Here is a 14,180-nt window from a genome sequence, read left to right as displayed (position 1 = left end):
CGCGCCCAGGTCACAGAACCCGGCGCCGGACATCGACAGGGGCATCATGGGGGAGCGGTGCTTCGGCGTGATCGCCGAGGCGTACAAGGCGTGGAACGCGGAGCTGGTCGGTTTCCTGAACCGGCAGCTCAAGCGTTCGCCCGAGGCTGCCCAGGATCTGGCACAGGAGACCTTCGCCAAATGGCTGGCGGCGCATGACGGCGCCGCGCCGCCGGAAAAGCCGCGCGCCTATCTGTACGAGATCGCGCGCAACCTGCTGCGCGACCACTGGCGCCGCGAGAATGTGCGCGACGAGCACGTGGTGGCCAGCCTGGACGACCAAGGCTTCGAACCCACGGCCGTGGGCCTGGCCGCCCCCGCCGGCCTGCAGCCCGAGGCGCGCGCCGACGCCAGCCAACGCCTGCGGCTGCTGCAGGCCGCCATCGACGAGATGCCGCCGCGCCAGCGCGAGGCCTTTCTGCTTTATCGGTATGATGAGCTCCGCTGCGAGGACATCGCCGACCACATGGGCATCTCCGTGCGGGCGGTCGAGAAGCACCTGCAACTGGCGCTGGCGCACTGCAAGCGCCGTGTCCACGGCGAAACGCCATGACCCGATCCCTACCTTTGTCCGCTGTCGAAGAGGCCGCGAGCGCATGGTTCATGCGCCGCCGGGAACGCGCGTCCGACGCCGGCGCCGAACAGGCCTTCCAGTCCTGGCTGCAAGCTTCGGCCGAGCATCGGCGAGAGTACGAACGGCTCGAGCTGGTATGGGAGGACATGGCAGCGCTGCCGCGCCCGGACGCCGCGCCCACGCGTACGCACGCCCGGTCCACCGGCCAGGCTCAGATCCCGCCGCGCAGCCGGCCGCAATCCCAGCCCCGCCCGTGGTCCGCGCCCGCCCGCCGCCCCGCCTTCCTGCGCTGGGGCGGCGCACTGGCCGCGATGCTGCTGATCGCGGCCGCTGCCTACCAATACGTGCCCATCAGCTACGAGACCGTCGCCAACGCGTCCACCCAGACCCGCAGCCTGGACCTCTCTGACGGCACCCGGCTGCATGCCAACGTCGGCACGCGCGTGAGCGTGCGCTACACGCTGGCCGAACGCCACATCCGCGTCGACGCCGGCGAGGTCTACATCGACGCCGCGCCCGACCGCCGGCCGTTGATCGTGGCCGCGGGCGACGCGGAACTGCGCGACATCGGCACCGAGTTCAATGTGCTGCTGCTGCCCGACGTGCTGCAGGTCGGCGTGCGCAGCGGCGAAGTCAGGCTGAACGCGAAGGGCGCCAACGCCCCCGCCGCGCAGACGCTTCAGGCCGGCGACACGGTGCTGCTGTCGCGCGCCGACGCGCGCCTGTTGCGCCGCCAGCAGGTGCCCGCCAGCGAGATCGGCGCCTGGCAGGGCGGCGTGGCGGTGCTGCACGACGCCACCTTGCAGCAGCTGGCCGGCTATCTGGCCCTGTACCGCGACACGCCGCTGCGCTTTGCCGACGAGCGCGCCCGGGGGTTGCGCCTGTCCGGCACGCTGGATTTGCGCCAGCCCGACGCGGTACTGGACATGCTGCCCGGCCTGTTGCCGGTGACGGTCAGCCGGCGACCGGACGGCGCTGCGGTGATCGGCAGCCGCTGAAGATAAGAATTAAGAATTATTTTTAATTAGACAGGTTCGGGTTTTGGCGGCTGGCGCGTCTTCCCCAGTTGAAGATCCACTTCCAGACTGGGGAAAGTCCATGGCGCAACGCCATTTTCATCGTCGGCTGAGCGCCGGCCGTTACGCGCTGCTGTGCGCGCTGTCCATGACCGCCGCGCTGGCGGTCCAGGCGCTGGCGCCGTCCGCGGCCCATGCGCAGAGCGCGGCCGCGCAAACCTTCGACCTGCCCGCCGGCAGCCTGGCCGACGCGCTGGTGGCGCTGGGCCGGCAGGCGCAGCTGCAGGTGCTGTTCAGCCCCGATGTGGTGGCCGGCCTGAGCGCCCCCGCCGTATCCGGCTCCATGACCCCGCAGGTCGCGCTGAACCGCCTGCTGGCGCGCAGCGGCCTGGTGGCCGTGCAGAGCGGCTCGGGCTTCGTGGTGCGGCGGCCGGCCGACCCATCCTCCAACGAAGCCACCACGTTGGCGCCCGTGACGGTCACCGGCCGCGACCTCACCGTCACCGAAGGCACGGGGTCCTACACCGCCCCCGCCGTCACCATCGGCAAGAACGCGCAAAGCCTGCGCGAGATTCCGCAATCGGTCTCGGTGGTGACGCGCCAGCTGCTGGACGACCAGAACCTGACCACGCTGGACGATGCCATGCGCACCGTCACCGGCATCACGGTGGAAGCGGGCAGCATCGGCGGCAACCATGGCAACTTCTACTCGCGCGGCTATGCGCTGGACACGATCCAGGTCGACGGCGTGAACACGCCGGCCAGCACCGGCAACGACCTGTCCTCGGGTTTCGGACTGGCCATCTATGACCACATCGAAGTGCTGCGCGGACCTTCGGGCCTGTACCAGGGCGCGGGAGACCCCGGCGGCACCGTGAACCTGGTGCGCAAGCGCGCGCAGAAGGAATTCGCCTTCAGCGGCCAGGTCATGACGGGCTCCTGGGACCGCTATTACACCGAGGCCGACATCACCGGTCCCTTGGACAGCGATGGCCGCCTGCGCGGCCGCCTGGTGGCGTCCTATGACGACCGCAAATCCTTCGTCGACGGCGTGTACACCGAGAAGCCGCTGTTCTACGGCACCCTGAGCTTCGACCTGACGCCCGACACCGTCCTGACCGCCGGCGCCACGTACCAGCAATACAAGGGCCGCCCGTTCTTCGGCCTGCCCGGCTACACCGACGGCCGCTTGCTGGACGTGCGCCGCTCCACCAACCTGGACCCCAGCTGGAACCACATCACCGAGGAAGTCACCGAGTACTTCGCCGACGTGGACCACCGCCTGGCCAACGGCGGACGCATCAAGGTCAGTGGCATCTACCGCGAACAGGACGAGCCCAGCCGCGAGTTCGGCTGGTCCGACTGCGCGGTGGACCCGATCACCGGCGACACCTGCCTCGTCAGCTGGAAGTACCGCAGCAACTGGAAGACCTATGGCCTGGACGCCTTCGTGGCCACGCCCTTCGAAGCCTTCGGCCGCCAGCACGAGCTGACCGTGGGCGCCGACTACCGCAACGTCCACAAGAACTTCCGCTACGGCGGCGGCGACAACGCCGACACCAACCTCTACCATCCCAATAACAACATCCCCAAGCCGGACTACCAGTTCACCAACGGCAACGACAGCAAGACCGACCAGTACGGCCTGTATGCGCGCACCAATCTGCGCGTGACCGACGCGGCCACCATCATCGCCGGCGGCCGCTTCACCTGGTGGGAGAACCGCACGCAGAACCGCAACGCCTACTTCAACCAGTTCACCAACACCAGCGACAAGATCAACGGCAAGTTCACGCCCTACCTGGGCCTGGTGGTGGACCTGAACGAGCAGTTGTCGGCCTACGCCAGCTACACCAGCATCTTCACGCCGCAGACCGTCACCGACGTCAACGGCCAACTGCTGGACCCGCGCACCGGCAAGCAGTTCGAGATCGGCCTGAAGGGCGAATTCCTGGACAAGCGCCTGAACGGCCACGCCGCGCTGTTCCGCATGGAAGACGAGAACCGCTCGATGACGGACCCGAATAATCCGCTGTTCTCCATGGCCGCGGGCAAGATGCGCAGCCAGGGCTTCGAGGCAGAGATCAGCGGCAGCCCGGCGCCCGGCTGGGACATCACCGCCGGCTACGCCTACACCACCACCAAGACCCTGAAGGGCACGGAAGAACAGAAGTCGCAGCAGTACGCCTTCATCACGCCGCGCCACACCTTCAACCTGTGGACCAAGTACACCTTCGCCACCGGCACGCTCGAAGGCTTGTCGCTGGGAGCCGGCGTGCGCAGCGTCAGCAGCATGTACCGCCTGAACGGTCCGGTGAAGTTCGAGCAACGCCCGTACACCACCGTCTCCGCGCAAGCCGGCTACCGCTTCAACAAGCACCTGGAAGGCACGTTGACGGTGAACAACCTGTTCGACAAGGTCTATTACCAGCGCGTATGGGCCGCCTATGGCTCGAACTACTACGGCGAGCCGCGCAGCGTGATGCTGAACCTGAGGGCGACGTACTGAAAGGTCGGGGCCTCGAAAGAGGCTCCGCCTTACTCGCCCGCCAGCACCCTCAGAAAGCTCACCACGCATGCCAGGCCCGCAATCAGCGCGCCTATCCATAGCGCGACGCCGGCGCCGTCATTGCCGGCAAGCGTGAAGCAGGCGGCCACCAGCGCCGCGCCGCTCGCCTGCCCGATGAGCCGGGCGGTCGGGATGACGCCGCTGGCCGCACCGCTGCGCTCCGCCGGCGCGCTCGTCGTCAGCGCCTTGAGATTGGGCGCCTGGAAGAAACCGAAGCCCGCGCCGCACAGCGCCAGGCGCCACATGATGTCCGCATCCGACGCGTGCGCGGGCAGCAGCGCGACCAGCGCCATGCCCACGCACAGCACCAACAAGCCGCCGCCCAGCAGCGCGACGGAACGCCGTTCCGACAAATAGCCTGCGATGGGCGCGGCGAACGCCACGACGATGGGCCAGGGCGTGAGCAGCAGGCCGGTCGCCACGTCCGAGCGCCCCAGGCTCATCTGCAGCAGAAATGGCAACGCAACCAGCGCCAGCCCCTGCGACGTATACGACAGGATCGACGTCAATACCGACATGGCAAACGCCGGCCGGCGCAACAGATCCAGCGGCAGCATGGGCGCGGAATGCGCGCGTTGCCGGCGCAGCAGCAGCGCGCAACACAGCGCCGCCGCGCCGGCTTCGAGCAGGATGCGCGGCCAGCCTGCAAGATGCGCCGCGTCACCCAGCGCCAGCACGGCCAGCGCGAAGGTCGCGCCCAGCAACAGCGCCGCCAGGCCATCGAAACGTGGCGGCGCGCGGCGCGGCGCATTGTGCGGCAGCGTGCGCCACGCCATCGCCATGCCCACGGCGCCCAGCGGAATGTTGATCAGGAACAGCCAATGCCAGGTGCTGACGGCAAGAATGGCCGAGGCCACCGAAGGTCCGACGACGTAGGACACCGCCACCGTCAGCGCATTGAGGCCCTGGGCGCGGCCGATCTGGCTGCTGGGAAAGGTCAGGCGGATCAGCGCCGCTCCCACCCCCAGGATGCCCGACGCGCCCACGCCCTGCAACGCGCGCGCGGCAATCAGCATCGGCAGGGAGTCCGCCAGCCCGCAAGCGACCGACGCCAGCGTGAACACCAGCAGCCCATAAAGATAGACGCGCCGGTGGCCCACGATATCGCCCAGCGCCGCAAACGGCAGCAGCGTGGCCACCATGGCGATCTGATAGGCGTTGATGATCCAGATCGACGCGTCGGGCGCGGCATTCAGGTCTGCCGCAATGGTGGGCAGCGCGGTGTTCGCAATGGACGTGTCCAGCGTGGCGATCGATGTTCCCAGGATCAGCGTGGAAATCGCCCACAGCCGCTGCCGCACCGGCAGCCCATCGCCGGCCTGGGATGGGGCTATGCTGCTGTCAGCAAGGGATGGCATGCGGGACGGCTCCTGGGCGGCGTCCCGCGCCACGGCGGAGGTTGCCGGGCGGGACTCGGGCGTGGCAAGCTGCTGCAAGGCTGGACCACAGCATAGCGCCTTTGCAGTCCGACACAATTGGCAAATTGTTGTCCGGCGCCCGCGACGACAGCCCATTAGCATGACGCCGCACACAATGGCATGCCGCCATCAGGACCAAGAACGACATCCGGCCACAGGCCCACAAGAAGCTGTCCAAAACATGAAAACCACTCTGAGCGCCAGTTCCCACTCCAGCATCCGCGGCCGCCTGCGCCGCACGGCCATGGCCGGCCTGTTGGCAGCCACCCTGGCCGCCCTGTCCGGCCCCGCCGCAACGGCCGCCGAATCCGCCGGCGCCGCGGCGCTGCCGCCCACCGCCCAGGCCGCCGCCATCGCGCCGCCCGATGCCCCCACGGTGATGTATTCCATCTACCAGATCGACGGCAAGGGCGCCGACTCCTACGAAGTCGCCAACGGCAGCATCGCCACCTTCTGGTTCGGCCATGCCTTCGAACTGGGCGGCACGCGCTACTACACTGGCTTCACCTGGGACACCCGCGAACGCTACGGCAAGCCGGGCGAGGACGAAATCGGCCCCGGCACCCAGGTCAACCTGGCCGAAGCCACGTTCACGCAAACCGGCTCCACGCCTGACCGCCCCTGGCAGTTCCGCGGCATGAAGCACTCCGTCGGCGAATTCGGCGCCTATGAAAAGCCGGAAGACGTGGACACCCGCCGCAAGCCGGTGGAATACCGCACGCCCGCCGGCAAGCTGCTGCTGGCCGTGCCCACCGAAGGCTTCGACAACGGCATCAGTTTCAGCGGCTACGCGCTGCTGGTCTTCAATCCGGCGGGTCCGGACGAAGGCGCGGGCTGGACCTACGTAGGCAGCATCAACACCGGCGAAGACAACAGCGCGGCCTGCGCCGAAGGCGACGTCATGCCCTGCGTGGCCAGCTCGGGCGAACTGGTCTTCTCCGCGCACGGCGGCAGCGACATGCCGCGCGTGACCGTCAAGCGCAGCGGCACGGAAATCTCCGGGCCGGACAAGACCCGCCAGCTGGGCGCGGGCGATGCCGTCATCTACGCCTACGACACGGCCAGCAAGAAGTACGCGGAGAAGTAAGGCCGGCGTCGATGCCGGCAGGGCGCGCAAGCCCGCTTCCCAAGGGCTGCGATGCCCGTGCGGTTTGCGCTGCTACGTGAGATTCAAGCCGCCATCGGAAAGCAGGATCTCGCCGGTCAGATAATCCGACGCGGCCAGCATGGCGACCGCCTGCGCGATATCCTCCGGACTGGCCGCCCGGCGCATCGGCGCCTTGTCGCGCCACAGCGCCTGGGCCTGCGTCCAATCCGCCGTCATCGGCGTATCCACCAGGCCCGGCGCAACTGCATTCACCCGGATATGCGGCGCTAGCGAAAGCGCGAGCAAGCGCGTCACATGATTGAGCGCCGCCTTGGTCGCCGCATAAGGAATGGAAGCGCCTTTGGGCCGGACGCCGGCGTGCGAACTCACGTTGACCACGCAAGCAGGCCGGCCATGCGCCGCCGCCGCTTGCAGCGCGGCCTGCGCCTCGGCCACCAGGCGAAATGGCGCAACCACGTTGACCTCATGCAATGCATGCCAGATGTCCGGCGTGGCCGCGGCCAGGTCCGCGTGGGGAATGACGTGGCTGATTCCGGCGTTGTTGACCAGCACGTCCAGCCGCCCCCATGCCGCGACGGCTTCCCGGACCAGCCGGACCCGGTCGGCATCGTTCGCCAGATCCGCCTGCACATAGACCGCCTCGCCCAGCTCGCGCGCCAAGGCATGGCCGGCTTCAGCCGAACGGCGTGAATGCACGACCACCGCATAACCGTCCCGCGACAGGCGGCGAGCAATGGCCTCGCCTATGCCGGAGGTGGAACCCGTGACCAGGGCGACGGGACGCGTGGATTGAAGATTGGACATCGAGGAGTCTCTTGCTCAGGAAGGCGCCGCATGCGGCGGTGAGGCTACAACTTAACACCGTGATGAAAACCGCAACCCGAGAGGCAAGGTCTAGGCTGCCGCTCCGCCGCCCTCCGGCGACGCTCCCAGTTCTCCAGACACCCAATCGCAGAACGCGCGCGTCAAGGGCTCATCCTGGCTGTCCCGATGCACCAGCCAGGCCCACTTCGGGCCTCGCACGGTCTGCTCCGTCAACGCCGCCAACGAGCCGTCGCGGAGCGAGCGTTCGGCCAGCAGGCTGCTGACCAGCGCCATGCCCAGGCCCTCGCGCGCTGCGTCCAGCAACAGGCCGGGGTCGGAAAAATTCATACCCTGGCCGCGCTGGCCCACGTCGGCGCCGCCCTGCGTTTCCCAATGGCTCCAATCCATCTCGCGCTCGCCATGCAGCGTGGCGCGCGCGTCCGCCGCCAGCAGGCGAGGATGGCAGGCCGGATACATGCGGTCCTCGACCAGCACGCGGAACGCGCAGTCCGCTTGCGGACCCAGATCATCGCGCAGCGCGATATCGATGGTTTGCTTGGCCATCTCCGGCGCGGCATCGCTGGTGTACAGCCACAGATCCGCCTCGGGATGCAGGGCGCGGAAAGCCTCCAGCCTGGGCAGCAGCCAGTGCCGCGAAAACGCCGGGCTGGTGTTCACGATCAATTGGTTCGGCTTGCGGTACTGGTCCAACCTGCGGATGCCGGCCGCCAACTGCTGCAGCATGGCCTGGGTCGTGCCCAGCAGATCCCAGCCCGCATCGGTCAACGACACCGCGCGCCCCTGGCGGAAAAACAGCGGCTGGCCCAGATAGTCCTCCAGGCTGCGCACCTGCTGGCTGATCGCCGACTGCGTCAGGTGCAGCTCGTCGGCCGCCTTATGGAAGCTACCCAACCGGGCGGCCGCCTCGAAGCCCCGCAGCACGTTCAGGGGAGGCCATTGCTTGAGCATATCGATAAGCCCTGCTAATCAGAATTCCACTAAATATATCGCTAGTCCGCGCGGCCGGGCGAGAAATACACTGGAATTCAAGAGGTGCGCACCTTTGACTCAAACATAACCATTTTTTATCGATCGTCCAGAATTCCAGGAGCCCGACGTGCCCACCCGCCGCCAACTCATCCAACAAGCTTCCCTGCTCTTCGGCGCCCGCGCCGCTGCCGCGCTGGGCCTCGGCGTCCTCGCATCCGGCGCGCAGGCCGCGTCCGCCCGCGGCTGGCACATGCCCGACGAAGGCGCGCCCCAGGCCCGCGCCTTCATCGCCTTCGGCGCCCAGGACGCCATCTGGGAAGACTTCACCGCCGACGTCCAGGCCGCGCTCGGCCGCATCGCCCGCGCCATCGCCGCCCACCAGCCCGTCACCGTGTTCTGCCGCAGCCGCGAACGCAGCCTGGCCGAACGCCATTGCGGCGCGGACAACGTCAGCTTCGTCGAAACCCGCCTGGACGACATCTGGATGCGCGACATCGGCGCCAACTTCGTGCTGGATGGGCGGGGTTCGGCCACCGGCGTGGACTTCAACTTCAACGGCTGGGGCAACAAACAGCGCCACGCCGCCGACGCCAAGATCGCCGCCGAAACCACCGAGCTCACTGATACCGAATACCTGCAAAGCGAACTGGTCGGCGAAGGCGGCGGCATCGAAGTCGACGGCCGCGGCACCGGCATCATGACCGAAAGCAGCTGGATCAATTCCAACCGCAACCCCGACTGGAGCAAGGCTGAAGTCGAGGAAGAACTAAAGCGCTGCCTGGGCCTGCGCAAGATCATCTGGCTGCCCGGCATCAAGGGTAAAGACATCACCGACGCCCATGTCGATTTCTACGCCCGCTTCACCCGCCCCGGCGTCGTCGTCGCCAACCTCGACATGGATCCCGAGTCCTACGACTACGCGCTGACCCGCAAGCATCTGGAGATTCTGCGGCGCGCGACGGACGCCGACGGCAAGCCGCTGGAAATCCACACCATGAGCCCGCCGCTCAATCCGAGGCGCAGCAAGTTCCTGCGCGACAACCCCGACTTCGCGGCCGGCTACATCAACTACTTCGTCATCAACGGCGCTGTCATCGCACCGGAATTCGGCGATGCGGAAGCGGACGCGAAGGCGCGCGATCTACTGGCACGTTTATATCCGGGCCGCAAGGTGGTGCAGCTGGATATCGACGCCATCGCGTCAGGCGGCGGCGGAATCCATTGCGTGACGAATCAGTTGCCGGTCGCGTAGCTTCTGGCGTTTCGCAAGGGGTCGCACAGGATCGTTCTTCGGACAACATTCCGCCATGCCCACCGTGGTAGAGTCGTGCGTCCCTTCTGTCGCACCCAATCACGTCGCCACGCATGACACCGAGCCGGCAGGCCGGATCCCCGCAAGGCGCGCGTGGCAAACCTCTTGCGGAGCGGAGCATGAACACCCAGACCCCAGCCATTGTCCCGGCGCGTACTGCCTTGCTGGTCATGCACTACCAGACCGACATCATGGAACTGTTCCCGTCGGTCGCCCCCGCCTTGCTCAACAACACGCGGCAACTGTGCGACGCCGCGCGGCACGCCGGCATCAGCGTCTACTTCGCCAAGATCCACTTCAGCCCCGGGTATCCTGAAGTCAGCCCCTTGAACAAGAACGGGCAGGGCATCAAGCAGCTGGGCCGCTTCGTCCACGACCGCATCTCGCCGGAACTCGACCGCCGCGAAGATGAACCCATCATCATCGCCCACCGCGCCAGCGTGTTCTTCGGCACCGATCTGCAAGTGCGGCTTTCCGCAAAAGGCATAGACACGCTGATCATGGCCGGCGTCGCATCCACGGGCGTGATGCTGTCGTCCATCGCGCATGCCAGCGACGCGGACTACCGCCTGCTGACGGTCCAGGACTGCTGCTACGACCCGGACCCGATCGTCCACGAGCATCTGTTCGCCACCGCCTTTGCGTCGCGCACCACCGTGCTGTCGCTGGATGAAGCCTTGTCCTTGCTGGCTTGACCGACTGCACGAAGAGTATCTGCCTACATGCCCCTGATAGGTTCAACCAAGCCGCCCATCATGTCTTTCCGAACCTTACCCGCAGAACCTTACGCACCGCGCCGCATGGCGTTCATCGATCAATGGCGCGAAGACGGCGTGGCCCTCAAGGCGTACGCGATACAACACAATCCCGATCCAACCGTTCCACTGCTGTCCGCCGAAGTGGCCGCAGCCGCCCGCAAAACCGCAATGGCCGCGTTGCAAGACGCCACCCGCGATCCGCGTGCCACGGGCCTGGGCTTCTGCATCGTGCACGTGGGCGAAGAAGCGGTCTGGCTGCTGGCGGATTGGTGGATATCCGGCGGCATTCTGTGCCAGCAGATGTACGCCGCGCCGCTGGATCAACCCGAGCAGTTTCAGCCCGTGCAGGGACCGTTCATTGCATGCGTGTGGGAACTGGAAGTGACCGCGCATGAGCGCGGGGCGTGGATGCGGCATGTATTGCGCAATGAACCGGATACCGCCGCCTATTTGGCAGATGCGCTGCCGGCGGGCAGCTATTGAAGCGAACCCTCAGCCAGGGCACATGCCAGCAACCCGTCTCATCGACAGACTCCTTCATGCAGAAAACCGAAGGCACGACCTTCCTGATGGCATACGACAAGGGCAGCTCGCACTTCAGCGATCTGCACTTCCACGACTGCACCTTCGACAACTGCGCGCTGTCCATGGTCAAGATCCCACAGCGTATGTCGCGCGTGCAGAACGTGCGCCTCTCTAAATGCCGAGCGGTCAACTCGATGATCCAGCCCTGCATGTTTGAAGACGTGCTGATCGAGGACCTGTCCACCAATCCCATCCTGCTGGTGTGGGCCTCGTTCTTTCGCCGGGTCAAGCTGGTGGGCAAGATCGGCAAGCTCAATCTCAATCTGACGCCCACCGCCTTCTGCAAGGACGAGCGCCTCCTCGATCAGTTCGCAACCGCGCGCGCCGCCTTCTACTCCGAAACCGATTGGGCCTTGGACATCAGCGAAGCCAGGCTGCTGGGCCTGCGCTGCGAAGGCGTGCCGCTGCATCTGATCCGGCGCGATCCGCAGACGCAGGTCATCGTGGACAAGCAGGGGAATTATCCGGGGTACGAGGCGCTGGGAGCGGCTTTCGTTCAGGCGTTCCCCGGCATCGCCAGCACGCTGCATGGCTTTGATAGCTCGCCCGCCCAGTCCATGCTGTTGACCGCCTCGCTGGCCGCGCCCAAGGCGCGGCGGGAGGAGGAAAAGGGCGCAATCGCGGAACTCAGGAACTTGGGGTTTGTGGAAGAAGGTTCGGCGTAGTTCCACGCGCAAGCCCGCCGGCCAGGGCGCTACCGAAAATACGGCGCAAGCCAGAACCACGCCACAATACTTATCCCCAGCCATAGCGCCACGATCATCACCGCGCCCGCCAGGCTGCGCGGCTTCTCCCTTTTCGACTGCATCCAGGCGTCCGCCTGAACCCTGCATTCCTGCAGCACGTCGGGTGGCAACAGCTTGATGGCCAGCCAGATCAGGCCGGGCAACAGCAGCACGTCATCGACGTAACCCAGCACGGGGATGAAGTCGGGAATCAGGTCGATGGGACTGAGCGCATAGGCCACCACGAACAGGCCCAGCGCCTTGGCGTACCAGGGCGTGCGGGCATGCTTGCCGGCAAACCATAGCGTCAGGCCGTCGCGCTTGATGCGCTTGGCCCAGGCTTTCAGGCGGTTGCTGAGGTTCATGCGGAAAGCGGGTGCTCGCACCCAATAGCCGTGAATGGGCGTAGTCTGCCACACCTTTTCCGCTCATACGGCGCGCTGCTTCAGGGCTTGCGGTCGATGACAATCCGATCGCCATCCCGGCTGCACGTCAACGTATCCCGATACACCGCGCACACCTGATCTACCAGCGCTGACCAGCATGCGCCGCTGACCGGCTGAGAGATTACGACAGTCTCGGCTCCGCCCTTCAAAAGAATATCGGCGCCCGAGTTCCGGCGCAGCCCCTCGGCGATCGAACCCAGTGTGCGTGGAGCCCCTGAAAACTCCTCCGCATTGGCGGGAAACCTGTCGTTCAAATGCCAATAAAGCCCTCCGACCAACGCAATGGAGACGAGTATCAGGAACACGCCGACCGGCCCTTTCAAACCATACTTGTCGATGAACGCTTCCACCTCGGGCTTGGTGGTAGTCGTGGGGGAGGGCCTGGGTCGAAATAACAGATACAGCCCAAACACGAACAAGATCAGAGCCACCACAGCGGTCAGGCAAAGCATGGCCCAATCCAGTCCGGGCAGTTCTCGCATGCATGTCAAATCCATGGTTGATCACCGTTTCTCGTCGGAGAAGAACAACACCAGTAATTGCGACGCTTGCTTGTAATCCATCAGCACATAGCCTCGCCCGATCTCAAACTGGAAGCCCTCCGTCCACTTCACCGAAAGCGGCGGCCTTTTTCCCTGGAATACCTCCGATATGACGTTGCTGTACTTCCTGGAAAAAATGACGATCTCGTTATCGATCTGCTTGACGGGCAACTCCGCGATGACGACGGCCTGTCGAAACAAGCTGCCTCGCGCCAGGACTGGCAGGGCGCTCTCAATGAAGCCGCTCTCGCTCAAGGCCGACGTGTCTCCCGATTGCGCGAACGCCAGATAGCGGGGGAAGATCTGCGTCGCGGATTGCAGCTGCGCTTGGTACGCGTCCTGCCCAAGTATGGAAGTGAGAACCGCCTGATTGGCCCCAATACCCGAGAAACCGTATTCGCACTTGCGTCCGCCGGCATACCGCTGGACGGTGCACGTCCCGTTGACGCTATAGGCCTCGTATTGCCCGGATGAGAAGCGGCATTCACAGTATTTCGCGGGTGCAAGCGGCGTTGGAACCGGGGCGTTCTGGCCAGTGCCCTGCGCTTGCGCGGTGGCGCCCAACGCCATGAACAAGGCCCCAATGACGGCCAAAGCGTGCTGGATGAATCGAGAGTGCGGCATGGGTACACCTCGCTTTATTCAACCACCTGAACGGGATAGTCGAGCTTGCCGCACATTTAATAACGATCCCGCGCGGTCTGGGCGAGGATTAATCCATCAGGAGTGATCCAGAAGTGCGCGCCCCAGCGCATGTGGACTACGACGCCCCGGGCAAAATCCGTAGTCTGGCGCCGTTGCGGCCGTGCCTACAGTGGCTGACAGCCACCGCCCACGCCTGCGACGCCTGGAACCGCCCGCGCCTCAGAACGGCTTCACCACCACCAGCACAATGATGAGCACGAGCGCAATCGCCACCAGCGGCAACAGGTTTGCGCGCGCCGTTCCTTCACCGCCACCCGCAGCCTCAACCGTCCGCCGCAGCCGCCCGGCCTGCATTCCATGCGCCGCAGCCAGCCCCAACACCAACGCCAGCTTCACCGACAGCCAGCCGCTGCCAAACCACCCCGCGCTCGCCGCCAGATACACGCCCGTCGCCAACGCCCCTACCATCGCCGGCGTGGTCAGCGTGCGCTCCCATCGGCGCAACAAGCGCAATCGCGCCAGCTCCTGCGGCAACGCCGGCCCAGGCAGTTTCGCGGCTGCCGCCAACACGAACCCCTGCACCACCATCCCCGCCACCCAAAACAGCATCAGCGCGATGTGCAGCGACTTGATCAGCAGATACCCCATC

General features: G+C 66.0%; 15 protein-coding genes. 8 read left to right on the top strand and 7 right to left on the bottom strand.

The features are described from left to right. Positions 1 to 46 precede the first annotated feature (46 nt). The 3 genes from BRO63_RS32490 to BRO63_RS32480 all read left to right on the top strand — a co-directional run bounded on the left by BRO63_RS32490 (position 47) and on the right by BRO63_RS32480 (position 4,138). On the top strand, positions 47 to 592 hold the full coding sequence (locus BRO63_RS32490; RefSeq protein WP_088143640.1) for an RNA polymerase sigma factor: 546 nt from the start codon (positions 47 to 49) through the stop codon (positions 590 to 592). Further along, a complete protein-coding gene (locus BRO63_RS32485; RefSeq protein WP_088143639.1) occupies positions 589 to 1,611 on the top strand; it encodes a FecR family protein in 1,023 nt (340 codons plus the stop codon). The genes BRO63_RS32490 and BRO63_RS32485 overlap by 4 nt, the downstream gene beginning before the upstream one ends. A 100-nt stretch (positions 1,612 to 1,711) precedes the next feature. Continuing rightward, positions 1,712 to 4,138 carry a TonB-dependent siderophore receptor gene (locus BRO63_RS32480; RefSeq protein WP_088143638.1) on the top strand — a complete coding sequence of 809 codons (2,427 nt, stop codon included), beginning with the start codon at positions 1,712 to 1,714 and terminating at the stop codon, positions 4,136 to 4,138. Positions 4,139 to 4,167: 29 nt separating this feature from the next. Here the strand turns inward: BRO63_RS32480 and BRO63_RS32475 are convergent, their stop codons facing one another. After that, positions 4,168 to 5,556 (bottom strand): MFS transporter, encoded by a 1,389-nt coding sequence (locus tag BRO63_RS32475; RefSeq protein WP_088143637.1) that lies wholly within the window; start codon positions 5,554 to 5,556, stop codon positions 4,168 to 4,170. A gap of 241 nt (positions 5,557 to 5,797) precedes the next feature. Here BRO63_RS32475 and BRO63_RS32470 point away from each other — a divergent pair, with 241 nt between their 5' ends. Continuing rightward, positions 5,798 to 6,703, top strand: coding sequence for a hypothetical protein (locus BRO63_RS32470; protein WP_179215272.1), 906 nt, complete (start codon positions 5,798 to 5,800; stop codon positions 6,701 to 6,703). Positions 6,704 to 6,775: 72 nt separating this feature from the next. Here the strand turns inward: BRO63_RS32470 and BRO63_RS32465 are convergent, their stop codons facing one another. Next, entirely contained in the window at positions 6,776 to 7,528 is a 753-nt protein-coding gene (locus BRO63_RS32465; protein WP_088143636.1) for an SDR family NAD(P)-dependent oxidoreductase, read from the bottom strand. A gap of 90 nt (positions 7,529 to 7,618) precedes the next feature. After that, on the bottom strand, positions 7,619 to 8,497 hold the full coding sequence (locus BRO63_RS32460) for a LysR substrate-binding domain-containing protein (protein WP_088143635.1): 879 nt from the start codon (positions 8,495 to 8,497) through the stop codon (positions 7,619 to 7,621). A gap of 148 nt (positions 8,498 to 8,645) precedes the next feature. Between BRO63_RS32460 and BRO63_RS32455 the strand changes: the two genes are divergently transcribed. The 4 genes from BRO63_RS32455 (at position 8,646) to BRO63_RS32440 (ending at position 11,838) form a co-directional block, all read left to right on the top strand. After that, positions 8,646 to 9,770 carry an agmatine deiminase family protein gene (locus BRO63_RS32455; RefSeq protein ID WP_088143634.1) on the top strand — a complete coding sequence of 375 codons (1,125 nt, stop codon included), beginning with the start codon at positions 8,646 to 8,648 and terminating at the stop codon, positions 9,768 to 9,770. 179 nt (positions 9,771 to 9,949) lie between these two features. Then, on the top strand, positions 9,950 to 10,525 hold the full coding sequence (locus BRO63_RS32450) for a cysteine hydrolase family protein (protein ID WP_088143633.1): 576 nt from the start codon (positions 9,950 to 9,952) through the stop codon (positions 10,523 to 10,525). Positions 10,526 to 10,630: 105 nt separating this feature from the next. Then, positions 10,631 to 11,071 (top strand): hypothetical protein, encoded by a 441-nt coding sequence (locus tag BRO63_RS32445; protein ID WP_088143632.1) that lies wholly within the window; start codon positions 10,631 to 10,633, stop codon positions 11,069 to 11,071. Positions 11,072 to 11,127: 56 nt separating this feature from the next. After that, positions 11,128 to 11,838: a hypothetical protein gene (locus BRO63_RS32440; protein WP_088143631.1), complete on the top strand. Its 711-nt coding sequence runs from the start codon at positions 11,128 to 11,130 to the stop codon at positions 11,836 to 11,838. A 29-nt stretch (positions 11,839 to 11,867) separates the two neighbouring features. On the opposite strand, the gene BRO63_RS32435 is transcribed toward BRO63_RS32440, so the two are convergent. From BRO63_RS32435 to BRO63_RS32420, 4 genes are all read right to left on the bottom strand, one after another. Beyond that, positions 11,868 to 12,263, bottom strand: a complete 396-nt coding sequence (locus BRO63_RS32435) for a YkvA family protein (protein ID WP_088143630.1) — start codon at positions 12,261 to 12,263, stop codon at positions 11,868 to 11,870. A gap of 80 nt (positions 12,264 to 12,343) precedes the next feature. Then, positions 12,344 to 12,826 (bottom strand): hypothetical protein, encoded by a 483-nt coding sequence (locus BRO63_RS32430; RefSeq protein ID WP_256943451.1) that lies wholly within the window; start codon positions 12,824 to 12,826, stop codon positions 12,344 to 12,346. Positions 12,827 to 12,847: 21 nt separating this feature from the next. After that, complete coding sequence (locus BRO63_RS32425) at positions 12,848 to 13,510, bottom strand: hypothetical protein (protein WP_088143628.1); 663 nt, start codon at positions 13,508 to 13,510, stop codon at positions 12,848 to 12,850. Positions 13,511 to 13,750: 240 nt separating this feature from the next. Beyond that, positions 13,751 to 14,179 (bottom strand): CopD family protein, encoded by a 429-nt coding sequence (locus BRO63_RS32420; RefSeq protein WP_088143627.1) that lies wholly within the window; start codon positions 14,177 to 14,179, stop codon positions 13,751 to 13,753. Position 14,180 lies beyond the last annotated feature (1 nt).

This window comes from Achromobacter xylosoxidans, assembly GCF_002192695.1.
GTDB classification, from domain to species: Bacteria; Pseudomonadota; Gammaproteobacteria; order Burkholderiales; family Burkholderiaceae_B; genus Achromobacter; species Achromobacter xylosoxidans_C.
The sequence above is the reverse complement of the archived record's forward strand: the minus strand, read 5'-3'. Positions and strand labels throughout refer to the sequence as shown.

Excerpts from the sequence above, each read along its gene's own strand:
- BRO63_RS32470 (WP_179215272.1), top strand. The coding sequence starts at position 5,798 with ATGAAAACCACTCTGAGCGCCAGTTCCCACTCCAGCATCCGCGGCCGC.
- BRO63_RS32485 (WP_088143639.1), top strand. The coding sequence starts at position 589 with ATGACCCGATCCCTACCTTTGTCCGCTGTCGAAGAGGCCGCGAGCGCA.
- BRO63_RS32435 (WP_088143630.1), bottom strand. The coding sequence starts at position 12,263 with ATGAACCTCAGCAACCGCCTGAAAGCCTGGGCCAAGCGCATCAAGCGC.
- BRO63_RS32450 (WP_088143633.1), top strand. The coding sequence starts at position 9,950 with ATGAACACCCAGACCCCAGCCATTGTCCCGGCGCGTACTGCCTTGCTG.
- BRO63_RS32460 (WP_088143635.1), bottom strand. The coding sequence starts at position 8,497 with ATGCTCAAGCAATGGCCTCCCCTGAACGTGCTGCGGGGCTTCGAGGCG.
- BRO63_RS32445 (WP_088143632.1), top strand. The coding sequence starts at position 10,631 with ATGGCGTTCATCGATCAATGGCGCGAAGACGGCGTGGCCCTCAAGGCG.
- BRO63_RS32425 (WP_088143628.1), bottom strand. The coding sequence starts at position 13,510 with ATGCCGCACTCTCGATTCATCCAGCACGCTTTGGCCGTCATTGGGGCC.
- BRO63_RS32480 (WP_088143638.1), top strand. The coding sequence starts at position 1,712 with ATGGCGCAACGCCATTTTCATCGTCGGCTGAGCGCCGGCCGTTACGCG.
- BRO63_RS32475 (WP_088143637.1), bottom strand. The coding sequence starts at position 5,556 with ATGCCATCCCTTGCTGACAGCAGCATAGCCCCATCCCAGGCCGGCGAT.
- BRO63_RS32490 (WP_088143640.1), top strand. The coding sequence starts at position 47 with ATGGGGGAGCGGTGCTTCGGCGTGATCGCCGAGGCGTACAAGGCGTGG.
- BRO63_RS32430 (WP_256943451.1), bottom strand. The coding sequence starts at position 12,826 with ATGCGAGAACTGCCCGGACTGGATTGGGCCATGCTTTGCCTGACCGCT.
- BRO63_RS32420 (WP_088143627.1), bottom strand. The coding sequence starts at position 14,179 with ATGGGGTATCTGCTGATCAAGTCGCTGCACATCGCGCTGATGCTGTTT.
- BRO63_RS32465 (WP_088143636.1), bottom strand. The coding sequence starts at position 7,528 with ATGTCCAATCTTCAATCCACGCGTCCCGTCGCCCTGGTCACGGGTTCC.
- BRO63_RS32440 (WP_088143631.1), top strand. The coding sequence starts at position 11,128 with ATGCAGAAAACCGAAGGCACGACCTTCCTGATGGCATACGACAAGGGC.